Genomic DNA, 16,682 nt, shown 5'->3' with positions numbered 1-16,682 from the left:
GCTACCGGCCTCGTGACGGAAGAGATGCGGCCGCCGAGGAGGCCTTTCAAGGGCCAGAAGTAATTTTTTTTGTTAACTGCCTCTTTAGGTGTTTTTTTGTACATCCTGTTCGGCAGGCAAAAAAAACGGCGCCCCGTCAGGAAAGCGCCGTGATTGACGGGCAAAACATTAACGCCTGTCGTCGTTGCGGTCATGCTCAATCAGATTCGATTCTTTACGCTCGTATTCACCATCAACGGTAAACCCGCTATCAGGCGCAGCGCCCCCACCGCCCCAGACTTTCAGATGCGGCATCAGCTTCAGCGTCAGATGCTTTTGTACCGGAGGCAACAGCAGCAGCAGACCAATGAAGTCAGTAAAGAAGCCTGGCAGTAACAGCAGGAAACCCGCCAGCACCAGCGAGACACTCTTGATCATCTCTGCCGCCGGGCTTTCGCCCGCATTCAGCTTCTGTTGCATCAGCATAAAGTTTTTCATCCCCTGGTTTTTCACCAGAGAAATGCCAATGCAGGAAGTGAAGATCACCAGTAGCATGGTCATCAACACGCCCATCACATGGGCAACCTGAATGAAGAGAGAAATCTCGATCCATACCAGGGCAAATATTACTAAGAACGGTAACCAGCGCACCGTATTCTCCTGTATCAATGGCCCCCCTGCAGAGTGCACGGCGGCATAAAATGGCGATCGTAGTGACCGATAGTATAGAAGGTGGGAGCGAGGAGCTCCTTTTTCAACGGGAAATGTTGAAATAGATGCGACACCTTTCATTGTGAGTACGATCACATATCATTGAAACTGTTTGATATGGCAGGCAGTTTAAGTGATCTGGCTTCAGGCTTTTGCATCACGACAGAATATGATCGTGCTCGGTGTGACGCAAACAGATAAAATCTTGCGGCAGCCGTTCTCCGGCCCGATATTCTCTGGATGTCGACCGCAGAAACAGGCACTTAAATTGTGATGATTTTACCGGTATTCCTTTAAAGAAGGTTCTCATGACTAATAACATTCGTATCGAAGAAGACCTGTTAGGTATGCGTGAAGTCCCCGCGGATGCTTACTACGGTGTTCATACTCTGCGTGCGATTGAAAACTTCTATATCAGCAACAACAAAATCAGTGACATCCCTGAATTTGTACGCGGTATGGTCATGGTTAAAAAAGCGGCGGCGCTGGCGAATAAAGAGCTACAAACTATCCCGCGCAACGTGGCAAACACCATTATCAGTGCCTGTGATGAAGTGCTGAACAACGGCCGGTGTATGGATCAGTTCCCGATCGACGTTTACCAGGGGGGGGCTGGCACCTCGGTAAACATGAACACCAACGAAGTGCTGGCCAATATTGGCCTCGAGTTGATGGGGCATCAGAAAGGAGAGTATCAGTACCTCAATCCGAATGACCACGTAAACAAATGCCAGTCCACCAACGATGCCTACCCAACCGGGTTCCGCATCGCGGTTTACAGCTCCATTTTGAAACTGCTGGACGCTATCGGCCAGCTGAGTGAAGGCTTCCAGCGGAAAGCGGTGGAATTTAACACCATCCTGAAAATGGGCCGTACCCAGCTTCAGGATGCCGTGCCGATGACACTTGGCCAGGAATTCCATGCCTTTAACGTGCTGCTGAATGAAGAGATCCGCAGCATTCTGCGCACCGCCGAACTGCTGCTGGAAGTCAACCTGGGCGCGACCGCCATTGGTACTCGTCTGAATACACCGGACGGCTATCAACAGCTGGCCGTACAGAAGCTGGCAGAAGTCAGCGGCCTGGCCTGCGTGCCGGCAGAAGACCTGATCGAAGCCACCTCCGACTGCGGTGCCTACGTGATGGTGCACAGTTCGCTGAAACGCCTGGCGGTTAAGCTGTCGAAAATCTGTAATGACCTGCGTCTGCTCTCCTCCGGCCCACGCGCTGGCCTGAACGAAATTAACCTGCCGGAATTACAGGCTGGCTCTTCAATCATGCCTGCCAAGGTTAACCCGGTCGTCCCTGAGGTCGTCAATCAGGTGTGCTTCAAGGTCATCGGCAACGATATTACGGTGACGATGGCTTCTGAAGCGGGCCAGCTCCAGCTGAACGTGATGGAACCGGTCATCGGACAGGCGATGTTTGAGTCCATTCATATTTTGACCAACGCCTGCTACAACCTGCTGGAAAAATGCGTCGATGGCATTACCGCCAACAAAGCGGTGTGCGAAGCCTACGTGTTTAATTCCATCGGTATTGTCACCTACCTCAACCCGTATATCGGCCACCATAATGGCGATATCGTCGGCAAGATCTGCGCCGAAACCGGTAAGAGCGTGCGGGAAGTGGTACTGGAGCGCGGTTTACTGACCGAAAGCGAGCTGGATGATATTTTCTCTACGCAGAACCTGATGTTCCCGGTGTACAAAGCAAAACGCTATACCGATGAAAACGAACAATAACAGACCGGATATCTAACTTTTTAAGGCACGTTGTTCACCCGAACACCGTGCCTTTTTACTTTTCACAGCACACAAAATTTTAACGGTTTATTAGCAAAAAAATTAAGGAACACCTTATGTTATTACCTGAGCTTATCGTCGTCTTTGCCGCGATCTATCTGGGAAGCCGGCTGGGAGGGATCGGCATCGGCTTTGCCGGAGGTCTCGGGGTGCTGATTCTCACCCTGGGATTTCAAATCAAACCGGGTGCCATCCCGTTCGACGTTATCGAAATCATTATGGGCGTTATTGCCGCTATCGCCGCGATGCAGGTTGCTGGCGGGATGGATTATCTGGTCAATCTGGCCGAGCGGCTGTTGCGTAAACATCCGCGCTATATCACCCTGCTGGCACCGCTGGTGACTTATGTGATGACCCTGCTGGCGGGGACCGGGCACACCGCGTTCTCCACGCTGCCGGTGATTGCCGAGGTGGCCAAAGAACAGGGCATACGCCCTTCCCGTCCGCTGTCGATTGCCGTGGTCTCTTCGCAGATTGCCATCACCGCCTCGCCAATTTCAGCGGCCGTGGTGTTTATGGCGGGCATCCTCGAACCCAAAGGCATCAGCTACCTGATGCTGCTGGCGGTTGCGATCCCCTCCACGATGGCGGCTATCTTTATCGCTGCGCTGCTCACCAACTTCCTTGGTAAAGAGCTGAAGGATGATCCGGTATATCAGGCCCGGCTGGCAAAAGGCGAAGTGGCCCTGCGTGGGGCCAGCAAGTTTAAAGAAAAACCGGGAGCCAGGCGCTCAGTACTGTTGCTGCTGGTCGGCATTGTCGCCGTGGTACTGTACGCCACCGCGATCAGCGATGCGGTTGGCCTGATTCAAAACCCGGTGCTGCCGCGTAATGAAGCCATCGTGGTGTTTATGTTGACCGTTGCCGCGCTGATCTGCTTAACCTGCAAGATTGATACCGGTGAAATTCTCAGTGCCAGCACCTTTAAATCCGGCATGAGTGCCTGCGTCTGCGTACTCGGCGTTGCCTGGCTGGGGGATACGTTTGTCAAAGCCCACATCGGCGATATCCAGCAGGTGGCAGGTGAGTTGCTGCACGATTATCCATGGATGCTGGCTGTGATCCTGTTCTTTGCCTCAACGCTGCTTTACTCGCAGGCGGCAACCACCAAAGCGCTGATGCCGGCAGCCCTGATGCTGGGTGTTTCCCCGGTCACTGCGGTGGCATCATTTGCGGCGGTATCCGCTCTCTTTGTGCTGCCGACCTACCCTACGCTGCTGGCCGCGGTGGAAATGGACGATACCGGCTCCACGCGTATCGGCCGTTTTGTGTTTAACCACTCGTTCCTGATCCCTGGCACGCTGGCCATTGTGCTGTCGGTGGCGTTTGGTTTCCTGTTGGGTGGCATTATTCTCTAATCTCTCCCCGGGCCGATCGGAAAAAATGATCGGCCCCTGGATCCTGTAGAGGCCGACCTGCCCGACCCCCCGAAACTCACGGTGCCATGCTATCATCTCCCTTTGCCGTCCGGCCGGTCCCACATGGAGAGAGCAAGACCCGTTATGACTCAGCGACTTATCCCCTTTATTTTCCTGCTGTTTGCCAGCCTGTTCAGCGTGAACGCCAGCGCGTCGCTGTTCGGCCACAACAACAACAGCCAGTTTGTGACGGTCAATCAGGCCTTCGCTTTTGATTTCACACAAAAAAACGACATTCTCACCCTCAACTGGCAGATCAAACCGGGCTACTACCTGTATCGCCAGCAGATAAAGATCAGCGTGCAGGGCGCGACGCTCGCCGAGTGGAGTCTGCCCGCAGGCAAACCGCATGAAGACGAGTTCTATGGCAAAACGGAAATTTATCCGGACAGCCTGACGCTGCCTTTCACCCTCAGGCAAGCCGCTGCAGGCGCGCAAATGACGGTGGTCTATCAGGGGTGTGCCGCAGCGGGATTTTGTTATCCGCCGGAGACACGCACCGTGCCGCTGGATGCAGTGGCGGCGCATAGCACGCCGGAAGCCACACCGGTACCTGCCACTGCCTCAGAGACGTCCGGCAGCAACAGCTTGCCCTTCTCACCGCTGTGGGCACTGCTGATCGGCATTGGCGTAGCGTTCACGCCCTGCGTACTGCCGATGTATCCGTTAATCTCGGGGATTATCCTCGGCGGCAATCGCCGCTACAGTCTGGCTCGCCTGTTTGCGCTGGCGATGGTCTATGTACAGGGCATGGCGCTGACCTACACCCTGATGGGCATTGTCGTGGCGGCCGCCGGGCTACGCTTCCAGGCCGCGCTTCAGGCACCCGCCGTGCTGATCGGACTTTCTGTGCTGTTTATTCTGCTGGCCTTGTCGATGTTTGGCCTGTTCACCCTGCAACTCCCCTCTTCATTGCAGACCCGTCTGACGCTGTGGAGTAACCGTCAGCAGGGCGGCTCACTGCCGGGCGTCTTCCTGATGGGTGCGCTGGCCGGGCTGATTTGCTCGCCCTGCACCACTGCCCCGCTGAGCGCTATCCTGCTGTACATCGCTCAGAGTGGCAATATGCTGGCCGGTGCCGGAACGCTGTATCTGTATGCGCTGGGTATGGGTCTGCCGCTGGTCGCCATTACGCTGTTCGGCAACCGCCTGCTGCCGAAAAGTGGCCCGTGGATGCAGACGGTAAAAGAGGGTTTTGGCTTTGTGATCCTGGCTCTCCCGGTCTTCCTGCTGGAGCGGGTGGTCGGCGACACCTGGGGATTGCGCCTCTGGAGCCTGCTGGCCGTCGCCTTCTTCGGATGGGCGTTTATCAGCAGCCTGAAAAGCCAGCGTGGCTGGCTGCGCGTGCTGCAAATTCTGCTGTTAGGCATCATGTTGATTGTTGCCCGTCCCTTGCAAGATTGGGCGTTTGGCAGTGCTGCCCAGCAGGAAGCGGGCCCACAGTTAACGTTTACCCGAATCAGTAGCGTTGAGCAGCTCAATCAACGGCTAACAAGCAATGCGGGCGGCAACCTCACGATGCTCGACCTGTATGCCGACTGGTGCGTGGCCTGCAAAGAATTTGAGAAATACACTTTCAGCGATCCGCAAGTGCAGGCGGCCTTTGGCCACATGCAGTTATTGCAGGCAGATGTCACTGCCAGTAACGCCAGCGACAGCGCCCTGCTGAACCATCTGAATGTCCTGGGCTTGCCCACCCTGCTTTTCTTTGATGCACAGGGCCATGAAATCCCGGGCTCACGCGTGACCGGGTTTATGAAACCGGCGGCGTTTCGGGCGCATTTGCAGAAACTGGCACAGTAAACGACACTAGATTTTGATAAAGCTAAACGAGGAGAAGGACGTGCAGCGTGAACAGGTACTGGAACAGGCTCTTGGCATCCTTGAGCTGAACGGACTCGCCGCCACCACTTCTCTTGCCATGATGGCGGAAGAATTGGGATGCAGCGAACAAGAACTTCAGCGCTTCTGGCCGGATCGCGATGCGTTGCTGTATGACGCGCTACGCTATCACGGGCAGCAGATTGAAGTCTGGCGACGTAAGCTGCTGCTGGACGACAGCCTCAGCCCGCAGAAAAAACTGATGGCCCGTTATCAGGTGCTGGCAGAAGCCGTCAATAATCAACGCTATCCCGGCTGTCTGTTTATTGCCGCCTGTAGTTTCTACCCGCAACCGGACCATCCGATCCACGAAATTGCGGAACTGCAAAAACAGGCATCCTGGCAATATACTCATGCCCTGTTGAGCGAGCTGGAAACCGATAATCCTGAGCTGGTGGCACATCAGATGGAGTTGATTCTGGAGGGCTGTCTGTCCCGTCTGCTGGTGAAGCGCAAGGTGCAGGAAGTGGAAAACGCCCGCCGCCTGGCAGAAGACGTACTGACCATTGCTTTGTGCCGCAAAAATGGGGCGTTAAGCTAAAGCACTTTGCCGTATCAGGGTAAAAAGCAGGCAGTCGGCAGGATTTTACGACTTTTTTATGACAAAGCCGTTGACGCCGAACGGCCTTTACGGTTTAATGCGCCCCGTTGCCCGGATAGCTCAGTCGGTAGAGCAGGGGATTGAAAATCCCCGTGTCCTTGGTTCGATTCCGAGTCCGGGCACCATATTTAGAAGAACCCGCCTGTGGCGGGTTTTTTGCTTTCTGCGCTACGGACTCTCCATCGAACTGCGTTCGATTACTCGTCTCATCCATGAGACTCGCCCCTCCGGGGCTGGCGCTGAAGCGCCATGCAAAAACGCTCCCGGCGTTTTTGTCCGAGTCCGGGCACCATATTTAGAAGAACCCGCCTGTGGCGGGTTTTTTGCTTTCTGGGTTACAGACTCTCTTTTCCTTTTTCCTGACTCAGCAAGAAGTAACGCTTCTGCAACTGCTCCAACGCCATTTCCGTCTGCCGTTTCTGTATATCAGAAGAGCTGACCGAGTAAAGACGCAGCTGTTCTTCAACCGGGATCGATCGGTTAAACGCCTGCCTTGCGGTGTATATCACCGACTTCAGTTCGCTGACCGTAATGTATTTCCCGCGCTCGCTGTCGAGCGTATTCAGCTTCGCACTCAGTTGCTGCAACTGCGACATGCCCTTATGCCAGCCGCTCATCACATCTTCGGGTAACGCTGCCGCATTGAGCTGCTGTTGCCATTTCTGTACCAGCTTTTTTGCAGCCTCATCTTGCGGCTTGAATGACTGCAACTGATTGATTAACCCCTGGCCATAGGATAAAGACCAGTCAGGGCTGTAGCCCTCTACCCGCTCCAGCTGCTGCTGCGTTTGCTCAACAAAGTTTTCCGCCAGTTGCGGCTTACTCTGAAGCAAAGCCTGACGCTGAGCGGGCGATAACGGGGTAGCAAGAGGCATAACGGACGCTTCCAGCTGCAACAACAGCGGAGCCGGAGGAAATACCTTATCCCAGCCCAGCTGTACCGCGCTGCCCAGCACAAGCATGACGCACATCCCCGCCGCAAAGGGCTTCCAGGGCATATTGTTAAACGGTATCTGCATCGCTGCCTTAGACTGCGCCACATAGACCCATCTCACGGGTTCCTCAGTTTCCTTCGGTGTCAGCACTGGAGATTCTGCAACCGGCTCGGGTAACACCACGTCCAGCTTAGCCACCGTACTACTGGTGCCCTTCGCCAGAGGAGTTCCGGCGACTGACGTACTGTTTTTTCCCGCCACGTCACTGTTTTCCAACCGAATGGCAATGCTGTGCATCAACGTGGCCAGTACATCAAACTGACTCAGCTGTTTTAATTCCCGCCGATCCAATACTTCATTCAGACGCGCGAGCAGATGCTCGGCCTGGTACAACTGACTGAGGTTAAGGTCGCTGTAGCTAATCGGAAGCGTGCGCATCAGTTGCTGGATACGTCGGCTCAGGCTACTGAGGATGTCCACCCGCGCGTGTCCCTGCTTCGGCCACAGCGTTTCCCACTTATGGCTAATCAGGGCCTCGAGGATCGCCAGGCCTTCGTTCAACCCGGATAACCCGGCAAGTTGCATGCGAACCTGGGTATACCAGGCGGCTGTCTGTAATTCCACACCGTTGCGTTCAAACAGTGCCAGGCACAATTTTTGTACCCGAGTCCAGTCCACGTCCGGCCGTGCAGAATGAGCGAACTTACTCATTTCATCGTTCAGGGAAATATAGTCCGGCAGCATAGTCGGGTCACCGCCGGTTTTCAGATAACGTTCAGATAATGGGTTCATAGTGGGCTTCTGAGTTGAGAAAATGTATTTATCTATTTAAGAAAGTTCAAAAAAATTATCGTGTTAAATAAGAACAATCAGACAAGCGCACCACAATAACTGCATGCACTTCCTTCCTCAAAAATAATAATATTTTTTGAACCACTTATTGATATACAATCGGAAACCCTTACTAAGCAAATAGTCATCGCTACATATTCTGACAGTGTTCTGGGAAACAGGCTCACGAAAACTCCTTTTATAAGTTAAATCCTATCATTCCATTAAATATCCCAAAAAATACCCCATCGATTATTCATAACAGGGTTTTAATATCAAGATATTGTGTCATAAGATGACGGATCAGCACCAAAACCTGGGGCATGAGTGCCCTTTTGGCTGTGTTAAACAGAGAGATTAACGGCAGGAGGAACAGATATGAGACGTTGCAAGATCAGGCAGTGAGGAATTGCACGATAGCCACAATAAGCATCAGGCCGACACCTATCACCATTATCCAGCACAGCGCGTAAAAAGGATGATTGTTGCCGTGTCTTGCGATCAAACGCAGCTCGTCAGTCGAAAAAAACCGTAATGAGCGTCGAAAGACGATGAGATAGGCAATACAGTAAAGCAGCCACAAGAATGGCGTCAGCCGGGCCAGATCGCGCCCGCCAGTCAAAAATAAACATAATGGGATAACAAAGAAGAAGATGGCGGCCAGGTTATCCCGACGTTTCAGTTTCTCCCTCCACCGGGCATCGTTCTCTTTAACGGCTTTCTTACTGGGTAACATTGTTACTCTCCTCCTTTGGAACCATTTACCTTCACTTTATTAGCGTATCTGCCTTGATCCAGGCAACAAGGGGAGAGCCTTTTGCATTGATGTAACCCACATTCACCCATTGATTATCAGGTGAACGTTGTATGATCTTTATTTCGTCCCCCGCCACCAAATAGGCCTTAGTTTGACTGTGTTCATCTGCACGGGTGAATAATAAGGCTTTGGACTCTATCGATGCGGCCACCGTCAGGCTATTTACGTAATGGGCTATCTGGCTGCGAACGGCCTTTGCCGATAATTTATTTAATGTAGCCAGTTGCTGGTAGTCATTAATATTACCTTTCCCCGGCACGTCACAACGCATAATATTCATTACCCGGGCATTTCCCATCAGGGCGAAATCCCCTTTCGACTCACGCAGCTTAGGGCGCATTGCGGTAAAGTTAAACGTGTCTGCGTTGGGTTTTTCTGAACTGGCGAGGATATCTTTGCCGCCGACCCACGTGTAACCACACGCCTCACCGCTCCAGTCACTGGTGATGCAGCCATTCTTCATATCAACCACACTGCAATAGGCGCGGTCGCTCCAGGTCACCGTACCATCTTCCTGCCACAACTCCCCACCAGAGATGCTGTTGACGATCAGATAACGCCCGGAGGGGGACACCTGGGAAGAACCGTCTTCAGTGTAATAACGGTCCTCCTGGCTGAGGTCTGCCTGCATATTTTTAGTAGAGAAGACGATTTTCCCCCATGTGTTGGCATCGTAATGCTCCCCTTTTTTCGCCTGAGAAAAGGTTAATACGCCCCCTTCAGGAGAGGTAATCATCACCCCGGCATGACTTATTCCAGAAATTAAAAGAGAGAACAAAAAACAACCCGCATAACGATGCTTAATCATCCACTGACCTTGAAGGAGCAAAAAAGAAGGGGGAAAAGATACCACTCTTATGATGCGCTGACACGATCGCCTGCTGATGAATCGCAACGCGCTCAGCGAGGCAGCTATCATCGTGATAGCTGCTTTTTTTATTTTCCTCTATGGACATTCTCTCCCTCTTAATGCCCGCTTTACTTTAAATATTCTACTATTTTTCTGCTTCATAACTTTCTTGTCATAATATCACCACAGAGTCTGAATGCGCTTTCGCGCCATATTTAACTACTTGTTAAATATATAATCACCCCTAAAAACCACAGATTCCAGGCGTATCATCACCTCAAGCACGTAACAGGCAGGTAACGTTCTAACTAAAGACAAATTTTTATATTGCCGTGAAGATCTGCACATAAAAACACTACGGCTTGTAGGTGTTATTTCACGATAAAAATTTAATTTTTCGGAAGTTATTGCATAGTCACTACCAATGATAATAATTGTCGTTATCTTTAACATTCTCATTGGCATCTGAATCTATGTTTAACACCAAGCCCTGCCTGCTCTCTGTGCTGATTGCCAGCACCTGCGCCACCTTCGCTCACGCCGCCACCCCCCCTGACGAAAAAACCCTGGTGGTTAGCGCGTCGGATTCCGGTGCAGCGTCATTGCCCGCTTACACCAACAGCGCCACCAAATCGGCGGTGCCGGAAAGTAAAACGCCGCAGGTGATTAACACCGTGGGCAGCAAAGAGATTGCCGCACGCCACGCCAACTCACTGAATGAAATTCTGCGCTATGCGCCGGGCGTCTCCACAGAAACCCGTGGTGCCACCTCGTATATGAGCGAATATAAAATTCGTGGTTTTGCGGTAGATAACTCGTTCTACGACGGGCTGCAGCTACCGTATAACGTCACCGGAAATACCAAAGCCAATATCGACCCAATTCTTATCGACCATGTTGATATCCTGAAAGGCCCGGCCTCGGTGCTGTACGGCAACGGTTCACCGGGCGGTCTGGTGAATATTCAGAGCAAGAAACCGCAGAAAGAACAGAAAACCGAGGTCGGCTTTAACAGCGGCAGCCGGAAACTGCGCGAAGGCTATATCGACAGCACCGGGGCGATTGCCGACAGCGACTGGAGCTACCGCTTTATCGGTAAAGCCAGCGCCGGCGATGACCAGCCGCGCACCACCAAATCCGAAAACTATCTGGTGGCACCGTCCCTGACATGGCAACCCTCGGACAAAACCCGCCTGACATTTGATGCGCAGTACCAGGATATCCCCAGCCTGACGCCGTCGGATACAATGCCGCTGGCCGCGCTGAAAGCCTTAGATTCCTCACACCGCGCCTACGCGGGCGATCGCTGGAGCGGCTTTAAACAGCGCCAGTGGATGCTGGGTTACAGCTTTGAACATGAGTTCGATAACGGCTGGGCCGTCGCCCAGAAGGCACGCTACTTTGACGTCGACACGCATCAGCAAAGCATCTACGCGACCGGCATCACCGATCCAGCGGTCAGCAACACGCAACTGGGTCGTTTTGCCTATACCACTGATGAAGATCTGAAAAGTTTCAACATCGACAACCAGGTGACGAAGCAGTGGGATCTGGGCGACTGGAAACACCACCTGCTGGCGGGTGTGGACTATCAGCGCATGGATTCCCACTTCCACTATAAATATGCTTCTGCCGCCTCACCGGGTATTGATATCAGCAACCCGGATTACAATCAGGTCAATGAGTCGGCGCTGGGCCTGAACACCGCGCAGCTTAACCGCCTGAGTTTTAATCAAACCGGCTACTACTTCCAGGATCAGGTCGAATACGGCAACCTGAGCCTGATCGCCGGACTGCGTTACGACGACTACCGCTCAACCAATACCGATTATTTTGCCAATAACACCAAAACCTGGGTTGATCAGCACCGCCTGACCAAACGCCTCGGCGCGCTCTACACCTTTGATAACGGCATTGCGCCGTTTATCAGCTATTCCGAAGGCTTCAAACCGGTTTCACCCACGGGCAACCTGACCACCGCCAAACCGACCACCAGCCGTCAGCTGGAAGGCGGGGTGAAATACCTGCTGGCCGATTACGCCACCACGGTGACCGCCTCGGTATTTAATATTCGCCAGAAAAATGTGCTGACGTCGAATTCCAACGTGCCAGCAGTCTATCGCCAGACCGGGGAAGTGGAGTCAAAAGGCGCAGAGCTGTCGGTGATCAGTCGTCCGACCGAGAATATTAATATCATCGCCAACTACGCCTACACCCACGCGCTGAATACGGAAGATGATAAGTATCAGGGTAAACGCCCGACTCAGGTGGCGGAGAACACCTTCAACCTGTGGGGTGACTACACCGTCGACAGCGGTGCAGTACGCGGCCTGACCGTCGGTGCCGGGGCGCGTTATGTCGGCCCAATGGAAATTTCACTGGCGAACGATCAGGGGAAACTGGGCGGCACCACGCTGTGGGATATGGCCGTGTCTTACAATATGGCGGCGGTGTCTCCGCAGCTGGCCGGGGTGACGCTGAAAGCCAGCGCGCAGAACCTGACCAACAAAGAGACCTTCACCTGCTACGACACCAACAACTGCTGGATCGGTCGTGACCGTACCTGGCAGGCAGGCGTCAGCTACAGCTTCTGATCCCGCGCTCTACAGGCACTCTCCTGGCGGGAGTGCCTTTTTTATTTAGCGCACCGGGTGCTGCGTCCCCGACAGGACCGGCATCGCTTCGCGCATCATCGCCAGAAACATCCGCAATCGTGCCGGATAGTAACGGGCATGCGGATAGACCAGATACACCGGCAACGCAGCGGCCTGCCACTGTGGAGCCAGATGCAGCAAGTCCCCACGGGCAATATCCTCCTGTACCACCCATGACGATGCAATACCCACCCCCATTCCTGCCAGTACGGCATTGCGCAGCGCATACAGACTGTCGGTCAGCAGACGTGGCCGGATATCAAAACGCTGGTTCTCCCCACTCGGAAGCTGCGTCAGCGACACGCTGTGACGGTAAAAAGTGCTGAGCGCCAGCCAGGGCAGATCCTGCAACTGTTGCGGATGCCGGGGCAGCTCCCCCGAAGGCAGCAGCGACGGTGCACCAATCACAATGCGCGGCACTTCGGCCACCAGCAGGGCCACCACCGAGGGTTCCGTCACCGGACCGACGTGCACCGCACAATCAATGCCTTCGGCAATAAAGTCCGGGTGCCGATCGCTGAGCATCCACTCGACGGTCATCTGAGGGTAGCGTTGTAAGTAGCGCTGCAAAGGCCCAATCATCTGGTCCTGGCCAAAGGCATGCGGGGCCAGCACACGCAGCACGCCCTGCGGCTCTTCCGTTACGCCGCGCAGATCGTCCTCAATGCCCTGCCAGCTTTCCAGCAACGTTCTGGCATGGGCGTAACAGCGTTCGCCATCTTCCGTGAGCTTCATCACGTGCGTGGTGCGCTGCAATAGCTTCAGCCCCAGCAGTTTTTCCAGGGTTTGCAGGCGGCGACTGACGGTGGGCTGGCTGGTCCCCAGACGTGCCGCGGCCGCCGACAGATTGCCGGCTTCCACAATGCGCACAAAAGTCTGCATCAGTTCTATACGGTCAACGCCGGGAAATTGAGATATGTTCATACGCCCATCGTATAACAGTTCTACCAGGCAGGCGACTACCCTCTAACGCACTGGCGCATAATAATAGCGCCAACTTCACTGACACACAGGCTGTTCACCATGTCGACTCACACCGCTTCTTTACCGCAGCCACTCTCCGGCCCCACCGTGCTGATGCTGGCCAGCGGCGCTGGCTTTAGCGTGGCATCCATCTACTACAGCCAGCCGATGCTGGAAATTTTATCGCGCCAGCTTCATGCCAGCGTCACCACCAGCGGCCTGGTGCCGACGTTGACGCAAATGGGTTATGCCCTCGGCATCCTGCTGCTGGCGCCACTGGGGGATCGCCACGATCGCCGCACCATTATCACTCTCAAAGGTATGTTGCTGACGCTGGCCCTGCTGCTCAGCGCCGCCGCCGGCAATATGATGGTGCTGCTGGCCGCCAGCCTGGCGATTGGCATCACCGCGACAATGGCACAGGACATCGTCCCTGCCTCTGCCAGCCTGTCGCCGGAGTCGCAGCGCGGTAAAACGGTGGGCACGGTGATGACCGGGCTGCTGCTTGGCATTTTGCTGTCCAGAGTGGTGAGCGGGCTGGTGGCGCAGTACTTCGGCTGGCGCGTCATGTTTGTGCTCGCCGCCCTGCTGGTGCTGATGATTACCCTGGTGCTGTGGCGTCGCCTGCCGCATATCGCCCCCAGCACCTCGCTGGGTTACCCGGCGCTGTTGGCATCAATGCGCCACCTGTGGATGCACCACGGTGAGCTGCGCCGCGCCACGCTGGCGCAGGGGTTGCTCTCTGTCGGTTTCAGCGCGTTCTGGTCGACACTGGCGGTGATGCTGCACAGCCGTTATGGCCTGGGCAGCGCCACGGCAGGGGCGTTTGGCCTGGCGGGTGCCGCAGGCGCAATGGCGGCACCGCTGGCGGGAATGATGGCCGACCGCCGCGGCCCGGCGCTGGTTACGCAGTTCAGCACTGCCCTCGCCACGCTCTCTTTTGCTGCCCTGTTTTTACTGCCGCTGCTGCCGGTTTCCGCCCAGCTGGCGCTGATTGTTATCTCGGCTATCGGCTTTGATTTTGGCGTGCAGGCGACGCTGGTTTCCCATCAGACGCTGATCTTCGGGCTGGAACCCGCCGCCCGCAGCCGCCTGAATGCGCTGATGTTTACCGGGGTATTTATCGGTATGGCGGTCGGTTCGGCGCTGGGCAGTCTGTTGCTGGAAAAGGCGGGCTGGCCGGGCGTGGTCGCCCTGCTGACACTGGCCGGAGCGGGCAGTTTTATCGTGCGGATGAATGCCCGCCGCCTGATGAAGTCTGCCCATAAAACAAGACAAGCATAAATCCGTAATGGCTGACCCTGAGTTTCGGTCAGCGAGTTTTTTGTAGAAGTCATCCCACTGCGGGTAATACACACCAGGCTGCATCGCACGGGTGTCTTCAGCAGGTCATTTATGACAGCGTCAGGCTACCGTAGGCCGATGACCAGTCGTGGTCAAAACGCTGCAGTGCGCTGTCCACCGCCGGATCAAGCAGGAACAGTTCCGCCACATCCGGATCGACGGTGATCGCCTGACACCCGGCGAGCATACAGTCCAGCACCTGGCGCGGCGTACGGAAGCTGGCGGCCAGCACTTTGCTCTGTGGGCAATGGAGGCCCAGCAAGGTTTGCAGCTCCCTGACCAGCGCAATGCCGTCGCCGCCCTGCGCATCAATACGGTTAACATAGGGAGCAATGTAGCTGGCCCCGGCCAGCGCCGCGTAAAAGCCCTGCCCGGCTCCGTATACTGCCGTGCCCAGCGTCGGGATATTCTGCTGCGTCAGTAATTTAATTGCGGTCAGGCCCTGGTGGGTTACTGGCACCTTTACCACCAGCGACGGCACGATTTCGCGCAACTGTAACGCCTCATCCACCATGGCGGATGCCTCATGCGCAATCACCTGAGCGAACAGCGTGCTGTCGGCAGGCAGAATCGTCACCAGCTCCTGCAACACGCTGCTGAGCGGGCGCTTACTGCGAGCGACAATACTGGGATTGGTGGTCACACCCTTTATCGGCAGCACTGCTGCCAGGCGCTTCACCACTGCCACTTCTGCCGTATCTAAATAGAATTCCATCACATCCTCCGGGAGATCACGCTGAGAAGTTTCATATGAAACTGTTTTTGCTTTCGCAGTACGATAAATGAAATATTCCCGATGAAATTTGATCGCCGTCACGCTTATCAAGGCAGAAGAAAACAATAAAAAACCAAAACAAACAGTTTTAAAACAGTTAGTTAGGTGCTAATGGTTGTGGTGTATTGCGATTGGTGAAAGTGACCTTTCACCAGGCGGGAAATAACGTAACAAAGCAGCGCGAATATGAAAGCGCTATCAGGCCTTCAGCACCCTCACCCCCTGTTGCACGAGGGCGTTTTCAAAGTTTAGCAGCAGCCCGGCGTCAGTGATCACCGTATCGATATCGCTGTGCTTCGCCACGTTATACGGGAACAACTTGCCGAACTTGCCCGATTCGGCAATCACGTAATTCTGCACCCGCTTCTCTATCGCCAGCCGGATGTTTTCAGCGCGCATAATGTCACGCCCCGTAAAGCCATAATCCGGGTTGTAGCCATCAATACCGATAAACACCTTGTTGAAATTGATGTTGTTGATACACAGGTGGGTCAGCGGCCCGACCAGGCATTCGCTGCGCTTTTGCAGCACCCCGCCTATCAACACCACATCCTGATGGCAGTTTTTCAGCTCGTTAGCGACATAAACACAAGGGGTTACCACAGTGACATCCAGGCCTGAACGGCCAATCTCCCGGGCAAAATGTGCATTGCTGCTACCGGCTTCAATAAACAGCGTGTCCCCTTCTGACAATAGCGCCAGCGCCCGCTTTGCCATGGCTTCTTTGGTGGAAAAGTTACTGCTGACACGCTCAGAGAGATCGTTAAGTGACACCGCATAACCGTGAGCACGGCTGAGATAATGCAGGCTTTCCAGTTCAGCCAGGTCTTTGCGGATCGTCACGCCAGAGACACCGTTAATCTGCGCCAGCTCATTAATGCTGACCTTTCCCTTCTCTTCCACCCGATCGAGAATACGCCGGTGACGCTGTTTCATAGGGACCCTCTCCGTCTGTGATTACTTTCATCAGTAATCCTTTCCTTTCATATTATGTAAGCAGCGTGCGGATCACAATCTGATGCCCGTCGAAAATCACTGCCTCTTTTCGAGGTAGGTTTTTCCCCTTACAGGTACTTTCATCGCTAACAGCATCCAGTAACAGTACAAAAAGCACCAGA

Annotated in this window: 13 protein-coding genes and 1 tRNA gene; 7 read left to right on the top strand and 7 right to left on the bottom strand. The window is 54.4% G+C overall.

The window, feature by feature from the left end; all coding sequences use genetic code 11:
* Positions 1–168 precede the first annotated feature (168 nt).
* Positions 169–630 (bottom strand): FxsA family protein, encoded by a 462-nt coding sequence (locus FVB43_RS16310; RefSeq protein WP_133842583.1) that lies wholly within the window; start codon positions 628–630, stop codon positions 169–171.
* A 368-nt stretch (positions 631–998) separates the two neighbouring features.
* Here FVB43_RS16310 and aspA point away from each other — a divergent pair, with 368 nt between their 5' ends.
* From aspA to FVB43_RS16285, 5 genes are all read left to right on the top strand, one after another.
* Positions 999–2,435 (top strand): aspartate ammonia-lyase, encoded by a 1,437-nt coding sequence (gene aspA, locus FVB43_RS16305; protein ID WP_133842584.1) that lies wholly within the window; start codon positions 999–1,001, stop codon positions 2,433–2,435.
* A gap of 116 nt (positions 2,436–2,551) precedes the next feature.
* Positions 2,552–3,853 carry an anaerobic C4-dicarboxylate transporter gene (locus FVB43_RS16300; RefSeq protein ID WP_167864317.1) on the top strand — a complete coding sequence of 434 codons (1,302 nt, stop codon included), beginning with the start codon at positions 2,552–2,554 and terminating at the stop codon, positions 3,851–3,853.
* Positions 3,854–3,997: 144 nt separating this feature from the next.
* Entirely contained in the window at positions 3,998–5,716 is a 1,719-nt protein-coding gene (locus tag FVB43_RS16295; RefSeq protein WP_167864316.1) for a protein-disulfide reductase DsbD, read from the top strand.
* A 40-nt stretch (positions 5,717–5,756) separates the two neighbouring features.
* Positions 5,757–6,335, top strand: coding sequence for a division control transcriptional repressor DicD (dicD, locus tag FVB43_RS16290; protein WP_133842587.1), 579 nt, complete (start codon positions 5,757–5,759; stop codon positions 6,333–6,335).
* Positions 6,336–6,444: 109 nt separating this feature from the next.
* A tRNA-Phe gene (locus FVB43_RS16285) sits at positions 6,445–6,520 on the top strand.
* Between the two features lie 210 nt (positions 6,521–6,730).
* Here the strand turns inward: FVB43_RS16285 and FVB43_RS16280 are convergent.
* The 3 genes from FVB43_RS16280 to FVB43_RS16270 all read right to left on the bottom strand — a co-directional run bounded on the left by FVB43_RS16280 (position 6,731) and on the right by FVB43_RS16270 (position 9,897).
* A complete protein-coding gene (locus FVB43_RS16280; protein WP_167864315.1) occupies positions 6,731–8,122 on the bottom strand; it encodes a VasL domain-containing protein in 1,392 nt (463 codons plus the stop codon).
* Positions 8,123–8,555: 433 nt separating this feature from the next.
* Entirely contained in the window at positions 8,556–8,897 is a 342-nt protein-coding gene (locus tag FVB43_RS16275) for a hypothetical protein (protein WP_167864314.1), read from the bottom strand.
* Between the two features lie 31 nt (positions 8,898–8,928).
* Complete coding sequence (locus tag FVB43_RS16270; RefSeq protein WP_167864313.1) at positions 8,929–9,897, bottom strand: hypothetical protein; 969 nt, start codon at positions 9,895–9,897, stop codon at positions 8,929–8,931.
* A 404-nt stretch (positions 9,898–10,301) separates the two neighbouring features.
* On the opposite strand from FVB43_RS16270, the gene FVB43_RS16265 reads away from it, so the two are divergent.
* Entirely contained in the window at positions 10,302–12,422 is a 2,121-nt protein-coding gene (locus tag FVB43_RS16265; protein ID WP_167864312.1) for a TonB-dependent siderophore receptor, read from the top strand.
* Positions 12,423–12,467: 45 nt separating this feature from the next.
* Here the strand turns inward: FVB43_RS16265 and FVB43_RS16260 are convergent, their stop codons facing one another.
* The gene (locus tag FVB43_RS16260) at positions 12,468–13,406 is read right to left on the bottom strand and encodes a LysR family transcriptional regulator (RefSeq protein ID WP_197931295.1); all 939 of its coding nucleotides are present in this window, start codon (positions 13,404–13,406) and stop codon (positions 12,468–12,470) included.
* A 99-nt stretch (positions 13,407–13,505) separates the two neighbouring features.
* Here FVB43_RS16260 and FVB43_RS16255 point away from each other — a divergent pair, with 99 nt between their 5' ends.
* On the top strand, positions 13,506–14,729 hold the full coding sequence (locus tag FVB43_RS16255) for an MFS transporter (RefSeq protein WP_242462157.1): 1,224 nt from the start codon (positions 13,506–13,508) through the stop codon (positions 14,727–14,729).
* A gap of 109 nt (positions 14,730–14,838) precedes the next feature.
* Here FVB43_RS16255 and fsa read toward each other — a convergent pair whose 3' ends face one another.
* A complete protein-coding gene (gene fsa, locus FVB43_RS16250) occupies positions 14,839–15,504 on the bottom strand; it encodes a fructose-6-phosphate aldolase (protein ID WP_167864311.1) in 666 nt (221 codons plus the stop codon).
* Between the two features lie 258 nt (positions 15,505–15,762).
* A complete protein-coding gene (locus FVB43_RS16245) occupies positions 15,763–16,500 on the bottom strand; it encodes a DeoR/GlpR family DNA-binding transcription regulator (protein WP_133842593.1) in 738 nt (245 codons plus the stop codon).
* Positions 16,501–16,682 lie beyond the last annotated feature (182 nt).

The sequence above is a fragment of the Erwinia rhapontici genome (assembly GCF_012271765.1).
GTDB lineage: Bacteria > Pseudomonadota > Gammaproteobacteria > Enterobacterales > Enterobacteriaceae > Erwinia > Erwinia rhapontici.
This window is presented reverse-complemented; position numbering and strand designations above follow the sequence as displayed.